Raw genomic sequence first — 17,741 nt, forward strand, 5'->3', positions numbered from 1 at the left:
GCGGGCGCTCGGTTCTTGACCATGCTGGGCACAACGACGGTGTTCAGCTGGATATACGTTACGCTGACGGGCTTGGCGGTTATTCGGAAGCCCTGGGTGGGGCTAACAATGGACTCGGCATCCTCGCACTCTTGAAGTCGGCGCGGAGCGAGGTGGATTTGCCCGTCATGACCCCCCGCCCCCAGATTGCGGCGGCTGTGGCGTGGGTCAAAGCAAACCGGGATATGGCAGAACAAGCCGCCAGCAGTGCCAGTAGCATTTTCATGGGAGCGGGCTGGATGCGATTGGCATTGCAAGAAGGTCAGTTTCCCGATGGAACTCCCATGCCGGGTCTTTCGAGATGGGAAACCAAGCCTGGCTCCGTTCGATACTTGCCCGCCCACCAGCATCATTGGCATATCGCTCTCAAGCTGTAGCAAACGGCGGGCATCTTCCAGATGCCGACCCGGGTGTCTTGACACGCGCGCGCTTGACCCCACAAAAAAAGCCGTGGCAAAAACCACGGCTCGCTCACCGGGCGGCGGGACGGATCCCGCCGCGCGGGCTCAGCAGCAGCGCACAGGCCGGCCCTTGCCGCCGCCGTAGCGGGCTTCGAGGCGTTCCTTGAAGAACGTCTCGTAGTCCATGTACGGCTTGTCGGGATGGGTTTTCTGCATGTGCTCGACGTAGGTGTTGTAGTCGGGCATGCCGACCATCATGCGGGCGGCCTGGCCGAGGTAGCGGCCGACGCGGGGCAGATCGAGGTTCTTGAACATGGTGGAATCCTGAAGTCGGTATCAGACCGAGGGCGAACCTGCCGGAATGGGTTGGAACGGGGTTTCCTTGTCGGTGCGCCGGGTCTTGTTCCACGCGCCCCAGCCCACCTTGACGGAGTAGAACAGGATGCTCAGCACCACCAGCAGGAACAACGCGGTGAGTGTGGCGTTGGTGTAGGCGTTGAACGCCACGTGCTGCATCTGCTCGACCGTCTTGGCCGGTGCGATGACCTGTCCCGCAGCGAGCGCATCGCTGTACTTGCGGCCCAGGGCGATGAAGCCCATCGAGGGGTCGGGGTCGAACAGCTTGATCAGTCCGGCCGAGATCGTGCAGATCAGCAGCCAGACTGCGGGGAAAGCCGTGACCCACGCATAGCGCTGGCGCTGCATCTTGATGAGCACCACGGTGGCCAGCATCAGCGCGATGCCCGCCAGCATCTGGTTGGAGATGCCGAACAGCGGCCACAGGGTGTTGATGCCGCCCAGCGGGTCGATCACGCCTTGGTAGAGCAGCCAGCCCCACAGAGCCACGCAGCCACCGGTGCCGATGATGTTGGCGCCCCACGAGTCGGTCTTCTTGAGGGCCGGCACGAAGCTGCCCAGCAGATCCTGCAGCATGAAACGGCCTGCGCGTGTGCCGGCGTCGACGGCGGTCAGGATGAACAGGGCTTCGAACAGGATGGCGAAGTGGTACCAGAAAGCCATGGTGTTCTCGCCGGGCAGCACGCTGTGCAGGATGTGGGCGATGCCCACCGCCAGGGTCGGCGCGCCGCCGGCACGGGCCAGGATGGTGTTTTCACCCACGTCCTTGGCGGTCTGGATCAGCACATCGGGCGTCACCGTGAAGCCCCACGAACTGATGGTCGCCGCGACCGTGACCGGATCGCTGCCGACCAGCGCGGCCGGGCTGTTCATGGCGAAATACACGCCGGGGTCGATCACCGAGGCCGCCACCATGGCCATGATGGCCACGAACGATTCCATCAGCATGCCGCCGTAGCCGATGTAGCGCGCGTGCGGTTCGCGGTCGAGCAGCTTGGGTGTGGTGCCCGAGGAGATCAAGGCGTGGAAGCCCGAAACCGCGCCGCAGGCAATCGTGATGAACAGGAAGGGGAACAGCGTGCCTTTCCAGACCGGGCCGGTGCCGTCGACGAATTGCGTGAGGGCGGGCATGCGCAGCTCGGGGCTGACGATCAGGATGCCGATGGCGAGGCCGACGATGGTGCCGATCTTGAGGAAGGTCGACAGGTAGTCGCGCGGGGCCAGCAGCAGCCACACCGGCAGGACCGAGGCGATGGCGCCGTAGGCGATCAGCATCCAGGTGATCTGTATGCCGGTGAAGGTGAAGGCAGCGGCCCAGGCCGGGTGCGACGCCACATAGCCGCCGCCCCAGATCGAGGCCAGCAGCAGGACCACGCCGATGAGCGAGATCTCACCGATTCGGCCCGGACGGATGAAGCGCATGTACACGCCCATGAACAGGGCGATCGGGATCGTGGCCAGCACGGTGAACATGCCCCAGGGGCTTTCGGCCAGGGCCTTGACCACGATCAGCGCCAGCACGGCCAGGATGATGATCATGATCAGGAACGCGCCGAACAAGGCAATGGTGCCCGGGATGCGGCCCATTTCCTCGCGCACGAGCTCGCCCAGCGAGCGCCCGTTGCGACGGCTGGAGATGAACAGGACCATGAAATCCTGCACGGCGCCGGCGAACACCACGCCGGCAATCAGCCACAACGTGCCCGGCAGATAACCCATCTGCGCGGCCAGCACGGGCCCGACCAGCGGACCGGCTCCCGCAATGGCTGCGAAATGGTGGCCGAACAGGATGTGTTTGTTGGTGGGCACATAGTCCAGCCCGTCGTTGTTGAGGACGGCCGGCGTGGCCCGGTTGGGATCGAGCTGCATCACCTTGGTGGCGATGAACAGGCTGTAGTAGCGGTAGGCCACCAGATAGATGGAGACCGCGGCGACCACGATCCAGAGGGCATTGATCGCTTCGCCGCGCCGCAACGCGACCACGCCTAGCGCCGACGCCCCGAGCAGGGCGAGCGCGAACCAGCCCGCATGCCTGAGCACGTTGTTGTTGCTGTTTGCCATGATGAAAGTCTTCTCCAGAGTGCACGACCTTCTGTGCGCCCAGGCAGCCGAACACCGGGTCAACAAGGCGAGATCATCGATCGGTGCTGACGTGACAGGGAACAAGAGGGCCGGGATGCCTCGCTCGGATGGCGAGGTGGCTTCGAGTCTAAAGATCGACTTTGTCGCTGGAAGTACTGTTTCGGATCAATTGGCTAGGGATTACCCTTGTTTTTGCCCTGTTCCTGGAACTTTTGAAGACGGTGTTTTTGCCCGGCCGCCGAAGTCCGTCATCCCGGGATGGAATGCCAGGCGAGGCGCATGCAGGCGCCTGGACGAGTCCGGGCCAAAAAAAAGCCATGACCGGAATCGGTCATGGCGGTCGGGTCCGGCGCTGCAAACGCCCGGGTCGGGCGGGGGGCGCTGCGGCTCCGGATGGGCGCCTCATCGGGCGCCGTTCTTCACTTCTGGCCGGGCAACGCGTAAGCGATGACGTAGTCGCCGCGATCGGGCGACTGGCGGGCACCGCCGGCGGAGATCACGACGTACTGCTTGCCGGTCTTGGGCGACTGATAGGTCATCGGACCGCCCTGGCTGCCCACGGGCAGACGGGCTTTCCAGAGCTCGCCGCCGTTGGCGGTGTCGTAGGCGCGCAGGTAGTAGTCCTGGGTGCCGGCGATGAACAGCAGGCCGCCTTGCGTGGACAGGGTGCCGCCCAGCGTGGGCATGCCGATGGGCATGGGCAGGCCCATCTTGATGCCCATCGGACCGGTGTCCTGCACCGTGCCGACCGGCACTTGCCAGGCGATCTTCTGGGTCTTCATGTCGATGGCGGTCAGCGTGCCGAACGGCGGCGCCTGGCAGGGGATGCCCAGCGGCGACAGGAAGCGGTTCTTGTTGACGGCGTACGGCGTGCCCTTGAGCGGCACGGCGCCCATGCCGGTGTTGACGGCCTCGCCGCCGGCCGAGGCGGCGCCCCGGTTGCCCGACGGGATCATCTGGATCCAGAGGCCCAGGCGCATGTCGTTGACGAAGATGAAGTCATGCACCGGATCGGTCGAGATGCTGCCCCAGTTCATGCCGCCCAGCGAACCGGGGAAGCTGAGGGAGACGTCGGTTCCGGGCGCCGTGTACAGGCCTTCGTAGCGCATCTTCTTGAAGGCGATGCGGCACAGCAACTGGTCGAACGGGGTGGCGCCCCACATGTCGGACTCGGTGAGTTTCTGCGCGCCGATCTGCGGCATGCCCACGGACAGCGGCTGCTCGAGCACGTACTGTTCGTTGGGGATGTCGGCTGCCTTGACGGGCACGTTCCTGACTTCGGTCAGGGGCTGGCCGGTGGTGCGGTCGAGCACGTAGATCTGACCGGCCTTGGTGCCGATCACCAGCGCGGGAACCCGGCTGCCGTCGGCCTTGGGGAAGTCGATCAGGCTGGGCTGCATCGGCAGGTCGAAGTCCCAGAGGTCGTTGTGGACGGTCTGGTAGACCCATTTTTCCGCGCCGGTGGTGGCGTCGAGAGCCAGGATCGATGCGCCGTACTTGTGGTTGAGCGCGGTGCGTTCGGCACCGTAGATGTCGGTCGACGAGCTGCCCATGGGCAGGAACACGGTGTTGAGCGCCGGGTCGTAGGACATCGGGGCCCACGAGTTCGGCGTGCTGCGCGCGTAGGTCTTGCCTTCCGCGGGCGCTTGTTTGTCCTCGGGGTTGCCGGGGTCGAACGCCCAGCGCATGGCGCCGGTCACCACGTCGAAACCGCGGATCACGCCGCCGGGCATGTCGGTCTGCACGTTGTCGGCGACCCGACCGCCGACCACCACGGTGGTGCCGGCCATCAGCGGGGCCGAGCTGAGCTGGTACAGCGGATCGGGCGCTTCGCCGAGTCCGGCCTTCAGGTCGACCTGGCCGTCGGTGCCGAAGCCCTGGCAGAGTTCGCCGGTGTCGGCGTCGACGGCGATCAGGCGAGCGTCGATGGTGTTGGTCAGCAGACGGCGCTGGCAGTTGGCGCCGGCGGGCAGGGCCACGGCCGGAACCTGGGCCGCGTTGGCGGCGGTCGGCTGCTGCAGGGGGGCCTGCGCATCGAAGTAGGCCAGGCCGCGGCAACGTTGCCAGACGGCCGACTGTGCATTGATCTCGCGTTTCCACAGCTCCTTGCCGGTGTCGGCGTCGAGCGCGATGATGTTGTTGTGCGGTGTGCACACGAAGACACGATCGCCGATCTGCAGCGGCGTGAGCTGGTCTTCGGCACCGTTGCCGTTGCTCACGGCGATGTCGCCGGTGCGGTAGGTCCAGGCGACTTGCAGATCCTTGGCGTTGTTGCGGTTGATCTGGTCGAGCGCGGCGAAGCGGCTGCCGCCCACGGTGTTGCCGTAGTGTTCCCAGTTCTTCTGTGCATGGGCCGGATCGACCGGCGTCAGGCCCGGGCCGTTGCCGGCGGCGGCGACCGTCGCATGGGGCACAAAGGTGGCGCCGAAGCCGGCCACGACCGCAACGGCCAGCACGGCCGCCAGCGCATAGGCGCCACGGCCGCCGCTGCCACCCGCTGCACGCTTGAGCGTGGGGTAGATCAGTGCGACCAGCAGGCTCAGCACGCCGAAGGCGAACAGGCGCGAGAACAGGTCCCAGAAGATCAGGCCGCTGTCGAACAGGGCCCAGACGACGGTCAGGACGGTGACCAGGGCAAACAGCCAGGCCCCGGATGGGCGGCTCTTGAAGAGAAGCGCCGACGAGGCCAGCAGCCCCAGACCCGAGAGCACGAAGTACCAGCTGCCGCCGAGGCTGGCCAGGTAGGCCCCGCCGACGACAAAGGCCAGCCCAAACAGCACCAGCAGCGCGCCGACCACCCAGATGGGCCAGCGCGTCACTGTCTGTGCACGAACTTTTTCGTTCATTTTGCAATCCTTGTTGAGTAGTTCTGTTCCGTCATCCCGCTTGCAGCTTGGACAACCCCGGCGGCAGGTCTGGCGGACGCACGTAGCCCCTTGCGGCACGTCGAGGTGGGCAGGGGGCTATGTGGGGCCATATTGTCATCCCATAGCCAGATGTTCACGTTGACAAGGGGGTAAACCCGAGTCTTCTATAAGTTTGTTGGACGCTGGATGTGGCGTTTGTCATGTATTTATATCTGCTATATGGCTTTTGATAGATGAAATCTTGGTCCTGAAAAAGTAGCAATACAGCTTGATCTTTTATTGGCTTCGAGACCTCCGGCAGGCTGAGGTCCGGACGCAAAAAAGGCCCGCGGGCGAGGCGAGCCTTTTTTCGTCACGGCGAAGTCACGGCGTCATTTCTGCGGCAGTGCCCAGGCCATGATGCTGTCGCCCAACCGGGTGGGAATGCGGTCGTGACCCCCCACCACCGCCACCACGTACTGGCGGCCGTTGGCGATGTAGGTCAGCGGCGCGGCCTGGTTGCCGGCAGGCAGGCGCTGCTGCCACAGCAGTTCGCCGGTCTGGCTGTCGAAGGCCCGGATGAACTGGTCGAGCGCCGCGCCGATGATCGTCACGCCGCCGGCCGTCGCCACGCCGGTGCCGTCGCTGGGTGTGCCGATTTCCCATTGGGTGCGCGAGGGGATGCCCATGGGGCCGTTGTCGTAGCCGGTGCCGAACGGACGGCTCCAGATCACTTCGCGGATACGCAGATCGATGCCGGAGATGTATCCCCACGGCGGGGCGATGCAGGGCTGATCGAGCACCGACATCCACGGGCCCTTGGTGGCGCCGTAGGCCTGGCCCTGCTGGACACGGAAGCCCTTGGATTGGCCGGGGGCCTCCTGGAAGGATTTGGCGCCCAGTGCATCGAGCTTCTCGCGCGAGACCAGGCTCTGCATGTACGGCAGGCGCTGGTTGTTGACCAGCAGCAGGCCGTGCTTGGGATCGACCATCACGCCGCCCCAGTTGAGGCCGCCATGGTGGCCGGGGTAGACCAGGCTGTTCTGGTCGACGCGGGCCGGCGTCCAGAGGCCTTCGTAATGGGCCTTGCGGAAGTCGATGCGGCACATGATCTGGTCGAAGGGGGTCAGGCCCCAGGTGCTGGCTTCGGTCAGCACTTCATGGGTCTTGCCCGGACGGCCCATGGTGTTGGGCATGTCCAGCGACATCGGCTGCGTGGCCGAACTGCGTTCGCCGGGCACGTCGGTCTGCGGCACGGGCACTTCGGTGACGGGGACCAGCGGTTGTCCGGTTTCGCGGTCGAGCACAAAGATCTGGGCCGACTTGGTGGCCTGGATCACCGCCGGACGAACGCCCTGGGCGGTGGGGAAATCGACCAGGCTGGGCTGCGGACTCAGGTCGTAGTCCCACATGTCGTGATGCACGGTCTGGAAGTGCCAGCGCGGCAGTCCGGTGGCGGCATCGAGCGCGACCAGCGAGGAGCCGTACTTCTCGTCGTGCTCGGTGCGTGTACCGCCGAAGAAGTCGCCGGCCGGATTGCCGGTCGTCACGTAGACCAGGCCCAGTTCGTCGTCCGCCGAAAGCGGTGCCCACGAGTTGGGCGTGCTGAGCGTGTAGGTCTGGCCGGGCTCGGGCGGCGTGGTCACGCCGGGTCGGCCGAGGTCCCATGCCCATCGCTGTTGTCCGGTGACGGCATCGTAGCCGCGCACCACGCCCGACGGTGCGGGACGCACGTCTGAATCGATGACCTGTGCGCCGGTGATGACCGTGCCACGCACGACGACCGGGGCGGAGGTGATGGCCGTCGAGCCTGCGCGGAACTGGCCGATGCCGTCCTTGAGATCCACAAAACCGTTCTGGCCAAAACCGGGGCAGGGGGTTCCCGTGTCGGCATCCACCGCACCCAGACGGACGTCGGTCGTGCCCCAGATGATGCGGCGTGCGCACACGGCACCGGGCTGTGCATCGGGTACCTGGTAGTAGGACACGCCACGGCAGTTGGCGCCGCCGCCCTTGAGGTAGGCTTCGTCCACCCGGGAATCGAAACGCCAGCGTTCCTTGCCGGTGGTGGCTTCGACCGCCACGATGATCTGGCGCGGCGTGCAGGTGTAGAGCAGCTCGCCGATCTTCAGCGGCGTCGACTCGTTGAGATAGGCCACCTTGGTGCCCGGCAGCTTGACGTCGCCGTGGTGGTATTCCCAGACCTGCTCGAGCTGGCCCACGTTGGCGGCCGTGATCTGCGCGGCTGGCGAGTAGTGGTTGCCCAGATTGGAGCCGGCGTAGGCGGTCCAGCTGGTTTCGTCATGGCTGGCGGCGACATTGCCGTCGGGCGACTTCACCGTCGCACGGCTGAAGTCGGCCTGGGGGCGCTGCTGCACGGTGCCGGCGTCGGCGAGCTGGACCTCGCTCGGAAACTGGATGGGCACCAGGATGGTCAGCAGCATCGCCAGCGGCAGGAGGCCGTTGACGGCCCAGTAGACGGGCTTGCGCACGCCGGCCAGCACACGGCGGGCCACCGGCCAGAATGCCAGCCAGACGACGCTCACGCCGATCAGCCAGGCCAGTCGCGGGATGTAGGCCCAGCCGTTGCGGCCGGATTCCCAGATGGCCCAGGCGTAGGTGAGGACCGAGGCGGCGGCAAAGATCCAGAAGCCGAGCGCCTTGCGGCGTGCCAGCAGCACACCCGATGCCATCAACGCCAAGCCCATGCCCGCGTAGTAAAGAGAGCCGCCCACGGCGGCCAACCGGCCGCCCCAGTACAGCAGTGCCAGGCCCAGCAGGGCCGTCAGCAGCGCATAGAAGGAAAAGAACCACGGACCCGCGCCCGAGGCGCGTGGCGCCTGGACGGATCGGTTTGTCGCCGGAGCTGTCATGTTGGAATGCGTTGTAGGAAAAAAAGCATCCAACGCCCGCAGTCACCTGGCAGGCCAGTGCGGAGCCGGCCGTGCTAGGCCAGTGGCGGCCGAGGCTGTCGTGGCGGACGTGGCGGACGTGGATGGGCCGGGCGGGACTTTAGGTTTTCCGTCATGGATTGCAAAGCGGTAATAATTCACGGTGTGGATTTCCATTTCGGAACTTTCCGACATTGCCGAACGGTTTTTCCCATGCGTGAACTCGACCTGACCAGCCTGCGTCTTTTTGTGACGGTGTGCGAAACCCGCAGCCTGGCCAAGGCGGGGCAAGCCCATCACGTGGTGGGCTCGGCGGTGAGCAAACGCATGCAGCAGCTCGAGGCGGGCCTCGGCATCGTGCTGCTGGCCCGGCACCGCCGGGGCGTGGTGCCCACGGCGGCCGGCGAGGTCTTGCTGGGGCATGCGCGTTCGATGCTGGCCTCGGCCGATCAGGCCCTGCTCGACCTGTCCGCACAAGGCCAGGGCATCAAGGGGCCGGTGCGTGTCATGGCCACGCTGTCGGCCATCCTCGAGCGGCTGCCCGACGACATCGCCTCGTTCCTGGCGGTGCCCGACCATCAGCAGATCCAGGTGACGATCGAGGAGCGCAACGGCTACGACATCGTGCAGGCGCTGCGCGGCGGCCAGACGGCCGTGGGCGTGTGCTGGGATGTGGAGGAGCTCGATGGGCTGGTGGTGCGGCCCTACCTGCGCGACCGGCTGGTCGCCGTGATGCACCCGGCCCATCGGCTGGCCCGGCGCAGCCGTTGCGCCTTCGAGGACACGCTCAACACCGACCACATCGGCATGCCGCCGGAGACCTCGATGCGGCTGATGCTGGACCGGATGGCGGGCAAGCTCGGCCGGCACATTGCGTACCGCATGAGCGTGACCACCATCGACGCGGTGCTGCGCGGCACGCGGGCGGGGCTGGGGCTGGCGATCCTGCCCGATGCGCTGATCGCCGGCCGGACCGACGGATTGCGCGTGGTGCCGCTGGACAACGAATGGGCGTTGCGCACGCTGGTGACCTGTACCCGCGCGGAAGACGAGCTTTCACCGGCCGCCAAGCTGCTGGCCAAGCACCTGGAGCAGGCGGGACGGGCCGCTTTGCACATCGACGCCTGAATCGCGTTACAAACGGGGGTGCGGCGTGCATGGATTTCGATGCGCGCCGGATTGTGCCACCCGCCCGGCGCAAGCCGTCTTCCGGTGCTGCCGGACGGCCTGGCCGGGCAGACCGGATTGTTGCCCGACATGACCTTGAACCCTTATGCCCGCCGGCGTGCGGCGCTGGCCGCCCAACTCGGCGCCGGCGGTGTTGCCGTGATCCCGACTGCGCCCGAGCGCATGCGCAACCGGGACAGCGATTTCCCCTATCGGCACGACAGCTATTTCTACTACCTCACGGGTTTCGCCGAGCCCCAGGCCTGGCTGGTGCTGACGGCCGACGGCCGCAGCACCCTGTTCTGCCAGCCCAAGGACAAGGAACGCGAGATCTGGGACGGCATCCGCCTGGGGCCCGACGCCGCACCCGCCGCGCTGGGCGTGGACGAGGCGTTTTCGGTGGACGAGCTGGCCCAGCGCCTGCCCCGCCTGCTCGAGAACACCACCACCGTCTGGTACCCCTTTGCCACCCACGAGGGACTGGAAACCCGCATCGCCGGCTGGCTGCAACCTGTGCGTGCGCGTGTGCGCCAGGGCGCACAGGTGCCGGGCCGGCAGGCCGATGTCTGTGCGTTGCTCGACGAGATGCGGCTGGTCAAGGACACGCATGAACTCGACCTCATGCGGCGGGCCGGACAGATCAGCGCCTGGGCCCATGCACGGGCGATGCGCACCAGTGCGCGCATGCTGCGGCAGGGGGAGGATGTCCGCGAGTACCACCTCGAAGCCGAACTGCTGCATGAGTTCCGCCGCCACGGCTCGCAGTTTCCGGCCTACGGTTCGATCGTGGCCGCAGGTGCCAATGCCTGCGTGCTGCACTACCGGGCCGATGCGGCGCCGATCCGCGACGGCGAACTGGTGCTGATCGATGCGGGTGCCGAACTCGACGGTTATGCAGGCGACATCACACGCACCTTTCCGGCCAACGGCCGTTTCACCGGACCGCAGCGGGCCCTCTACGACCTCGTGCTGGCCAGCCAGCAGGCGGCCATCGAGGCGACCCGGCCCGGCCGCCGTTTCAACGATCCCCACGATGCCACGGTGCGTGTGCTGTCGCAGGGCCTGCTCGACCTCGGGATCCTGCACAAGGACGTGGCCGGCAGCGTGGACGACGTGATCGAGCAGCGGGCGTATTTCCCGTTCTACATGCACCGCACGGGCCACTGGCTGGGCATGGACGTGCACGACTGCGGCAGTTATGTCGAGCCCGGAGAAGCCGATCAGGTGACCGAGCGGAAGGATCCGCTGTCCGGCGAAACCGTTCGCAGCCGGCCCAGCCGCATCCTGCAGCCGGGCATGGTGCTGACCATCGAGCCTGGCCTCTATATCCGTCCCACCGAAGGCGTGCCCGAGGCCTACTGGAACATCGGCATCCGCATCGAGGACGACGCGGTGGTGACGGCCACCGGGCACGAGCTGCTGACGCGCGACGTGCCGGTCGACGGCGACGAGATCGAGGCCCTGATGCGGCAGGCCTGAGGCCGGGCCGGAAGGGGCGCAAGACAGGCCCGCAGCGGCCTGGGTTGCAGCGGCGCGGGCTGTCTCAGACCTTGGTCGGGCTGCTGTTGCGCCCGGCCTTCGTCGCACGGCTTTCGGCCCGTGCCGGCGGGTTGTCATTCCGCGGGACTGACGGCGTTTCGCCGTTGTTGCCGTCCGCGACCTCTGCGGCTTTTTCTTCGTGGCGCCCGCCTGTCACCAGCACGCCTGCGGTGACGATGAACTCGGCGGCGCTGTCGATGTCCCCCTTGAGTGCGGCACGCGCCGCAGCGCCGTCGCCGCTGGCCAGGGCCTCGACCAGCCGTGCGTGATGAGCCACCGCCACCGCCTCGTCGATCCGGCGCGAGCCCGAACGCAGGTCGTAGTTGAGGATGGGGCCGATGCGCAACCACAGCGATTCGATCATGTGCAGCAGCGTCGGCATGGCTGCCGCCCGGTAGATGGCGAAGTGCAGTTCCTTGTTGAGATCGATCAGTCGTGTGCCGTCGGGCCGGCGTTTTCGCATCTCTGCGGCGAACTCCTCGTGCCAGCGGACGATCACCTGCAACCGGGCGGCGTCCATGCGCGCGGCCGCGTGATCGGTCGCCAGTCCTTCGAGGTCGACGCGGATGGTGGTGATCTCGAGGAACTGCGTGGCGCTCATGCGCGGCACCCGTACGGCCCGGTTGGGCGTGACCTCGAGTGCCTGCTCGGCGACCAGCCGCTGCATGGCTTCGCGCACGGGCATCACGCTCACGTTGAGCGCGGCAGCCACGCTGCGCAGCGAGACCTGTTCGCCCGGCATCATGCGCCCGGCCATGACGAGCTCGCGCAGCTGCTGGTAGACGTCGCCGCTGAGGGTCTGGCGGCGCAGGGGGGTGACGAGATCGGTGATCGGCATGCCTGCAGTATAGGAACGAAACCCGGGGTTCATGCGTTTCCGGGTATCCCCTATAAGTGATCTGTGATCACAGTTTTAGGATGAACGCAGACGGCGCGGCTCGATCGCTGCGCCGGTTTGTCTTGAAACCTTGCTGGAGAGAACGATGTGGAACCCTGATTTGCTCAAGGACAGGCGGGTGCTGGTGACGGCGGGGGCCGATGGCATCGGTCTGCGGATCGCGTCTGCGTTCCATGCGGCCGGCGCCCGCGTGCTGGTGTGCGACGTGCAGCAGGCTGCGCTCGACCGGCTGGCGGACACCCGTCCCGGTCTGCTGGGCGTGCGTGCCGACGTGGCCGCCGAGGACGACGTCGCGGAATTGTTCCGCGCGGTCGACCGGCAGTTGGGCGGCCTCGACGTGCTGGTCAACAACGCCGGTGTGGCGGGGCCGACGGGCGGCATCGAAACCTTGAGCCTGGCGGACTGGGAACGCACGCTGGCCGTCAACCTGACGGGCCAGTTCCTGTGCGTGCGGCAGGCCGTGCCCCGTCTGCGCCAGGGCTTGCGTCCCAGCATCGTCAATCTGGCGTCGGCCGCAGGCCATCTGGGCATGCCGGGGCGATCGCCGTACTCGGCATCCAAGTGGGCGGTGGTCGGCCTGACCAAGACGCTTGCGATCGAGCTGGGCGCGCAGGGCATCCGTGTGAATGCGATCCTGCCGGGCGCAGTCGACGGGCCACGCATCCGTGCGGTGATTGCCGCCAAGGCCGCGTCGTCCGGCCGCACGCTCGAGGACGTGACACGCGACTACACCTCGCAATCGTCGCTGGGCCGCATGGTCACGGCAGACGACGTGGCCAACATGGCCGTCTTTGCCGCCAGCGATCTGGCCGGCAGCGTGAACGGGCAGGAACTGGTGGTCGACGGCCACACGCAAGCCCTGAGCTGACACCCGCCATCCTTCCTTTTTATCGATTCAGACCCGGAGAAATTGCCATGGCCCGCCGATCCAAAGCCATCATCACCTGCGCGCCGACCGGCGCCATCCACACCCCCAGCATGTCGCCGCATCTGCCGGTGACGGCCGACGAGATCGCACAGGCTGCGATCGAGGCGGCCGAGGCGGGCGCGGCCATCCTGCACCTGCATGCGCGGGATCCCAAGGATGGCAGGCCGTCGCAGAATCCGGATCTGTTTCGGCCCTTCCTGACGCGGATCAGGCAGGCCTCCGATGCCGTGATCAACATCACCACCGGCGGCAGTCCGCACATGTCCGTCGAGGAGCGCATGCAGCCGGTCACGATCTTCAAGCCCGAGCTGGCCTCGCTCAACATGGGTTCGATGAACTTTGGCCTTTTTCCCATGTTGGAGCGTTTCAAGACTTTCCAGTACGACTGGGAACGGGAACATCTGGAAAACAGCCGCAACCTGATTTTCAAGAACACCTATGCCGACATCGAGAACATTCTGCGGCTGGGCCAGGCCAACGGGACCCGCTTCGAGTTCGAGTGCTACGACATCAGCCACCTCAACAACCTCGCGTATTTCGTCGACAAGGGATTGATCGAGGGAACCGTGTTCGTGCAGTCGGTGTTCGGCATCCTCGGCGGCATCGGCGGCCATCCGGAAGACCTGATGCACATGAAGCGCACGGCGGACCGCCTGTTGGGCGATCGCTATCAATGGTCGATTCTGGGGGCCGGGCGCAACCAGATGCCGCTCGCCACGATCGGTGCGGCCATGGGCTCGCATGTGCGTGTGGGGCTCGAGGATTCGCTGTGGATCGGTCCGGGCCAGCTGGCCGCATCCAGTGCCGAGCAGGTGCGTCGTATCCGTGCCGTGCTCGAGGCCTTGAACGTCGATGTCGCCAGCCCCGACGAGGCACGCGAGATGCTGGGCCTCAAGGGCGCGGCGAACGTCGCCTTCTGACCGATCATTCCCATCGACCTTGAGGAAACCGCCATGGCTCATCTGCCCTCGACCGCCTCCCATGCCGCTGCGCAGGGTCGGCCGCATCCCGCATCCACGCCTGCCGACAGCGCTGTCGACAAGCTGATGTTCCGCAAGCTCATGCCGTTGCTGATCATCGCGTATGTCATCAGTTTCCTGGACCGCACGAACATCGCGTTGGCGAAGACCCATCTGTCGGTGGACCTGGGGATTTCCGCTGCCGCATACGGACTGGGGGCGGGCCTGTTTTTTCTGAGCTACGCGCTGCTCGAGGTGCCCAGCAACCTGATCATGCACAGGGTGGGCGCGAGGTTCTGGATCACACGCATCATGGTCACCTGGGGTCTCCTGTCGGCGGGCATGGCCTTTGTGCAGGGCGAGATGTCGTTCTACGTGATGCGGGTGCTGCTGGGCGCGGCCGAAGCCGGGCTGTTTCCGGGCGTGATGCTCTATCTGACCTATTGGTTCGGACGCGAACAGCGGGCGCGGGCCACGGGGTATTTTCTGACGGGGGTGTGCGTGGCCAACATCCTCAGCGGCCCGCTGGGCGGCGCCTTGCTGCAGATGGACGGCGTGCTGGGATGGCGGGGCTGGCAATGGCTGTTCGTCATCGAAGGCCTGCCGGCCGTGCTGTTTGCCTGGGTGGTGTGGAAGAAGCTGCCCGACGGCCCTGCCACGGCACCGTGGCTCAGTGCAAGGCAGGCCGAGGCCGTGACGGCGCGGCTGGCTGCCGAGGCACAGGATGCCGGGCCGGCCAATCACGACCTGCGGGCCTGCATGCGCGACGGCCAGGTGTGGCTGGCGATCGCGGTGTATTTCTGCCATCAGATCGCCATCTACACGGTGATCTTTTTCCTGCCCGGCATCATCGGCACCTGGGGCTCCCTGTCGTCGCTGCAGATCGGTCTGCTGACCTCGGTGCCGTGGCTGGCCGCAGCGGTGGGCGCGGCCTGGCTGCCGCGTTATGCCACGACACCCCGGCGTGGCCGCGCGCTGCTGTGCACCGGTCTGCTGGTGATGGCCGCCGGCCTGATGCTCGCAGCCGTCTCGGGGCCGGTCCTGGGGCTGCTGGGTTTCTGTCTCACGGCCCTGATGTTTTTTGTCGTGCAGTCCATCGTGTTCCTGTTTCCCTCGTCCCGCATGCGGGGTGCCGGCATGGCCAGCGGCCTGGCGTTGATCAATACCTGCGGTCTGGTGGGCGGTTTTGTCGGCCCGTCGACCATGGGACTGATCGAACAGAGCACGGGCAGCACGCACGACGGACTCGTGGTGATGGCGGTGCTGCTGGTGCTGGCGGCCGGATTGGCGTTGGGACTGCGGCAGGGTGGCGAAGCCCGCACCTGAGGATTCAGGTGGCAGGCTGCCCGAGCCGGTCGCCGATGCCGCAGGCGGCAGGGGCGGGAGAGGCTCAGGCCAGGCGTTCGCGGGTCTGCTGCAGCTCGGCGACCAGTCGTTCGATCAGTTGCGCGGCCGGCAGGGGACGTGCGAGCGGTACGCCTTGCCCGGCCCACAACGAGAGGTACTGCGCATCGCCGGCCTCGGCAGCGGCCTTGCGCAGCGGGCCGGTCAGGGCGTTGAGAATGGGATAGGGCGGCAGCCGGGCTTCGAGCGGTTGCATGGCCTGCATGTAGGTGTTGACGATGCCGCGTGCCTCACGACCCGAGAACGCCCGGGTGATGCGGGTGGCGGCCGTGCCGCCGCGGGCTGCGAGCAGGGCCAGCCGGTGAGGCTCCGGAATGCGCGCTTCGTCGCAGACCAGAAACGCCGTGCCCATCTGCGCGGCCTGCGCGCCCAGAGCCTGGACGGCGGCGATGCCCGCGCCGTCCATGATGCCGCCGGCCGCGATCACCGGGATCGAGACCGCCTGCACACAGGCCCTCACCAGAGGCAGGGTGCCGATCAGGCTGCGTTCGGCCGGCTGGAGAAAGGTGCCGCGGTGGGCGCCGGCTTCGCTGCCCTGTGCCGTGACGGCATCGGCGCCGGCGGCTTCCCAGGCTTGGGCCTCGGCCACCGTGGTGGCCGTTCCCAGCACCAGCGAACCCCGGGCCTGCAGGCGGGCGACGGTCGCCCGGTCGACGATGCCGAAGGTGAAGCTCACGCAGGCCGGAGCCGCCTCGGCGACGGCTTCGAGCTGGGCCTGGAAATCCTCGCACCAGCGCCAGCCCGGCGCGTGCACGTCGGGCAGCGGCAGGCCGAAGGTCGCATAGTGCGGCGCCAGCCAGGACAGAGCCTGTTCGACCACCGCCGGTTCGGGGTCCGGAAAAGGCGAGGGCAACACGAACAGGTTGACGCCGAAGGGGCGGTCGGTGCGTGTACGGATGTCGGCAATCTGCCGCGCAATGGCAGAAGGTCCGAGCAAGGCTGCGGCCAGGGTGCCCAGCGCACCGCTGGCGCTGACGGCCGAGACCAGCTCGGGCGTGGTCGCGCCACCGGCCATGGGGGCCTGGACGATGGGGTGGGTCAATCCGAGTTGTCGGCTCCAGAGGGGCGTGGCGGGCATGTCGTGTCTCCGGGTGAATAGAGGGTTGAGGGAACGGGCTTGAGCGGTTTCAATCGCCTGCCGGCCGTGCCGGCGCGGATGATGCAGGTGTCTGAACGCTTTGGAGCAGGGCTTCCAGCGCCGGCGATCGGTAACCGCGACGCTGCACCAGCCAGGTATCGACCTCGCCCAGCCTGACCGACGAGATCGAGGCCTGGACCTGCAGCGCAAGCACCGATTGCGGCACGATGCCCGCGCAACTGCCGCTGGCGACGGCTGCCAGGATGGCGTGGTAGGACTTGAGCTCCAGCACACGCGGCAGCGGCACGGCATGGGTGCCCTGCGTGAACCAGTGTTCGATGAGCGTGCGATAGCTGCAACGGCTGTCGAAGGCGGCGAGGGCCGCGGTCTGGACCTGATCGGGACGCTGCACGGGCGGATGGCCTGCCGGCAGGACCAGCATCAGGGTCTCGCGGTACACCGGCTGGCCGTGCAGCACGGCGTTGTCGGATGCAGGGAGTTGCCGGGCCAACGCCAGAGGCTGGCCGGCCTGCCAGCCTTCGAGCTGCGGCAGGATGGCCACAAAGGCCGCGTCGAGCCGCGATGCCGCGACTTGCTCGAGCAGCACACCCGACGAGTTCGTGTCCAGGGTGAGCTGGACTTGCGGCCACTGCTGATGAAACCGTGCCAAGGGTTGCGGCAGCCGGCTGGCGGCGGTGCTTTCCATGGTCCCCAGGCGCAGCAGGCCGCGGGGATCGCCGGGGTGCAAGGCCTGCCGCGTCTCGGCGGCCAGCGCGAGCAGCCGTTCGGCGTAGCCGAGCAGGGTCTGGCCGGCGGGGGTCAGCGTCATGCGCTTGCCGCTGCGCAGAAAAAGCTCGACGCCCAACTCGGACTCCAACTGGCGCAGCCGTGTCGTCACGTTGGACTGCGCGCGCTGCAGTTCATGGGCTGCGCGCGTCACGCTGCTGTGGCGGGCGATGGCGCAAAAGATGTCGAGATTGCTGAGATCCATGGTGGGAAACGATCGGGGCAGGGCCGTGAAGGGGATGAGCAGGTGTCCTGCAGAGATCTTTTAATGAGATTAAAATCGATGAATCAATTCTAAAACAAGATGGATGGTGTGAGGCCTGGAGCGGTGTGCCGAGATGGCGTACCGGGTCCCGTGGCCCCATC

At 66.8% G+C, this 17,741-nt stretch carries 12 protein-coding genes; 5 read left to right on the forward strand and 7 right to left on the reverse strand.

What is annotated here, in order from left to right; all coding sequences use genetic code 11:
- Positions 1 to 545: 545 nt before the first annotated feature.
- The 4 genes from EC845_RS09100 to EC845_RS09115 all read right to left on the reverse strand — a co-directional run bounded on the left by EC845_RS09100 (position 546) and on the right by EC845_RS09115 (position 8,598).
- Positions 546 to 755, reverse strand: coding sequence for a YbdD/YjiX family protein (locus EC845_RS09100; protein ID WP_123297354.1), 210 nt, complete (start codon positions 753 to 755; stop codon positions 546 to 548).
- Between the two features lie 21 nt (positions 756 to 776).
- A complete protein-coding gene (locus EC845_RS09105; protein WP_123297357.1) occupies positions 777 to 2,858 on the reverse strand; it encodes a carbon starvation CstA family protein in 2,082 nt (693 codons plus the stop codon).
- Between the two features lie 440 nt (positions 2,859 to 3,298).
- Positions 3,299 to 5,725 (reverse strand): glucose/quinate/shikimate family membrane-bound PQQ-dependent dehydrogenase, encoded by a 2,427-nt coding sequence (locus EC845_RS09110; RefSeq protein WP_123297360.1) that lies wholly within the window; start codon positions 5,723 to 5,725, stop codon positions 3,299 to 3,301.
- Between the two features lie 392 nt (positions 5,726 to 6,117).
- Complete coding sequence (locus tag EC845_RS09115) at positions 6,118 to 8,598, reverse strand: membrane-bound PQQ-dependent dehydrogenase, glucose/quinate/shikimate family (protein WP_123297363.1); 2,481 nt, start codon at positions 8,596 to 8,598, stop codon at positions 6,118 to 6,120.
- Between the two features lie 231 nt (positions 8,599 to 8,829).
- Here EC845_RS09115 and EC845_RS09120 point away from each other — a divergent pair, with 231 nt between their 5' ends.
- On the forward strand, positions 8,830 to 9,744 hold the full coding sequence (locus EC845_RS09120) for a LysR family transcriptional regulator (protein WP_123297366.1): 915 nt from the start codon (positions 8,830 to 8,832) through the stop codon (positions 9,742 to 9,744).
- A gap of 129 nt (positions 9,745 to 9,873) precedes the next feature.
- Positions 9,874 to 11,262, forward strand: coding sequence for an aminopeptidase P N-terminal domain-containing protein (locus EC845_RS09125; RefSeq protein ID WP_123298032.1), 1,389 nt, complete (start codon positions 9,874 to 9,876; stop codon positions 11,260 to 11,262).
- A 64-nt stretch (positions 11,263 to 11,326) separates the two neighbouring features.
- Here the strand turns inward: EC845_RS09125 and EC845_RS09130 are convergent, their stop codons facing one another.
- A complete protein-coding gene (locus EC845_RS09130; RefSeq protein ID WP_123297369.1) occupies positions 11,327 to 12,160 on the reverse strand; it encodes a GntR family transcriptional regulator in 834 nt (277 codons plus the stop codon).
- 145 nt (positions 12,161 to 12,305) lie between these two features.
- On the opposite strand from EC845_RS09130, the gene EC845_RS09135 reads away from it, so the two are divergent.
- From EC845_RS09135 to EC845_RS09145, 3 genes are read left to right on the forward strand one after another with little or no spacing between them, the layout of a single operon-like run.
- Positions 12,306 to 13,088: an SDR family oxidoreductase gene (locus EC845_RS09135; protein ID WP_123297372.1), complete on the forward strand. Its 783-nt coding sequence runs from the start codon at positions 12,306 to 12,308 to the stop codon at positions 13,086 to 13,088.
- Between the two features lie 47 nt (positions 13,089 to 13,135).
- Entirely contained in the window at positions 13,136 to 14,068 is a 933-nt protein-coding gene (locus EC845_RS09140) for a 3-keto-5-aminohexanoate cleavage protein (protein ID WP_123297375.1), read from the forward strand.
- A 33-nt stretch (positions 14,069 to 14,101) separates the two neighbouring features.
- Positions 14,102 to 15,433: an MFS transporter gene (locus EC845_RS09145; protein WP_123297378.1), complete on the forward strand. Its 1,332-nt coding sequence runs from the start codon at positions 14,102 to 14,104 to the stop codon at positions 15,431 to 15,433.
- Between the two features lie 64 nt (positions 15,434 to 15,497).
- Here EC845_RS09145 and EC845_RS09150 read toward each other — a convergent pair whose 3' ends face one another.
- Complete coding sequence (locus EC845_RS09150) at positions 15,498 to 16,589, reverse strand: nitronate monooxygenase family protein (RefSeq protein WP_123297381.1); 1,092 nt, start codon at positions 16,587 to 16,589, stop codon at positions 15,498 to 15,500.
- Positions 16,590 to 16,638: 49 nt separating this feature from the next.
- The gene (locus tag EC845_RS09155) at positions 16,639 to 17,580 is read right to left on the reverse strand and encodes a LysR family transcriptional regulator (RefSeq protein ID WP_123297384.1); all 942 of its coding nucleotides are present in this window, start codon (positions 17,578 to 17,580) and stop codon (positions 16,639 to 16,641) included.
- Between the last annotated feature and the right edge of the window lie 161 nt (positions 17,581 to 17,741).

The organism is Comamonas sp. BIGb0124, assembly GCF_003752175.1.
Classification (GTDB): Bacteria; Pseudomonadota; Gammaproteobacteria; order Burkholderiales; family Burkholderiaceae_C; genus Comamonas_F.

Coding starts and splice junctions, on each gene's coding strand:
- EC845_RS09145 (WP_123297378.1), top strand. CDS start 14,102: ATGGCTCATCTGCCCTCGACCGCCTCCCATGCCGCTGCGCAGGGTCGG.
- EC845_RS09155 (WP_123297384.1), bottom strand. CDS start 17,580: ATGGATCTCAGCAATCTCGACATCTTTTGCGCCATCGCCCGCCACAGC.
- EC845_RS09130 (WP_123297369.1), bottom strand. CDS start 12,160: ATGCCGATCACCGATCTCGTCACCCCCCTGCGCCGCCAGACCCTCAGC.
- EC845_RS09120 (WP_123297366.1), top strand. CDS start 8,830: ATGCGTGAACTCGACCTGACCAGCCTGCGTCTTTTTGTGACGGTGTGC.
- EC845_RS09125 (WP_123298032.1), top strand. CDS start 9,874: ATGACCTTGAACCCTTATGCCCGCCGGCGTGCGGCGCTGGCCGCCCAA.
- EC845_RS09135 (WP_123297372.1), top strand. CDS start 12,306: ATGTGGAACCCTGATTTGCTCAAGGACAGGCGGGTGCTGGTGACGGCG.
- EC845_RS09100 (WP_123297354.1), bottom strand. CDS start 755: ATGTTCAAGAACCTCGATCTGCCCCGCGTCGGCCGCTACCTCGGCCAG.
- EC845_RS09150 (WP_123297381.1), bottom strand. CDS start 16,589: ATGCCCGCCACGCCCCTCTGGAGCCGACAACTCGGATTGACCCACCCC.
- EC845_RS09140 (WP_123297375.1), top strand. CDS start 13,136: ATGGCCCGCCGATCCAAAGCCATCATCACCTGCGCGCCGACCGGCGCC.
- EC845_RS09105 (WP_123297357.1), bottom strand. CDS start 2,858: ATGGCAAACAGCAACAACAACGTGCTCAGGCATGCGGGCTGGTTCGCG.
- EC845_RS09115 (WP_123297363.1), bottom strand. CDS start 8,598: ATGACAGCTCCGGCGACAAACCGATCCGTCCAGGCGCCACGCGCCTCG.
- EC845_RS09110 (WP_123297360.1), bottom strand. CDS start 5,725: ATGAACGAAAAAGTTCGTGCACAGACAGTGACGCGCTGGCCCATCTGG.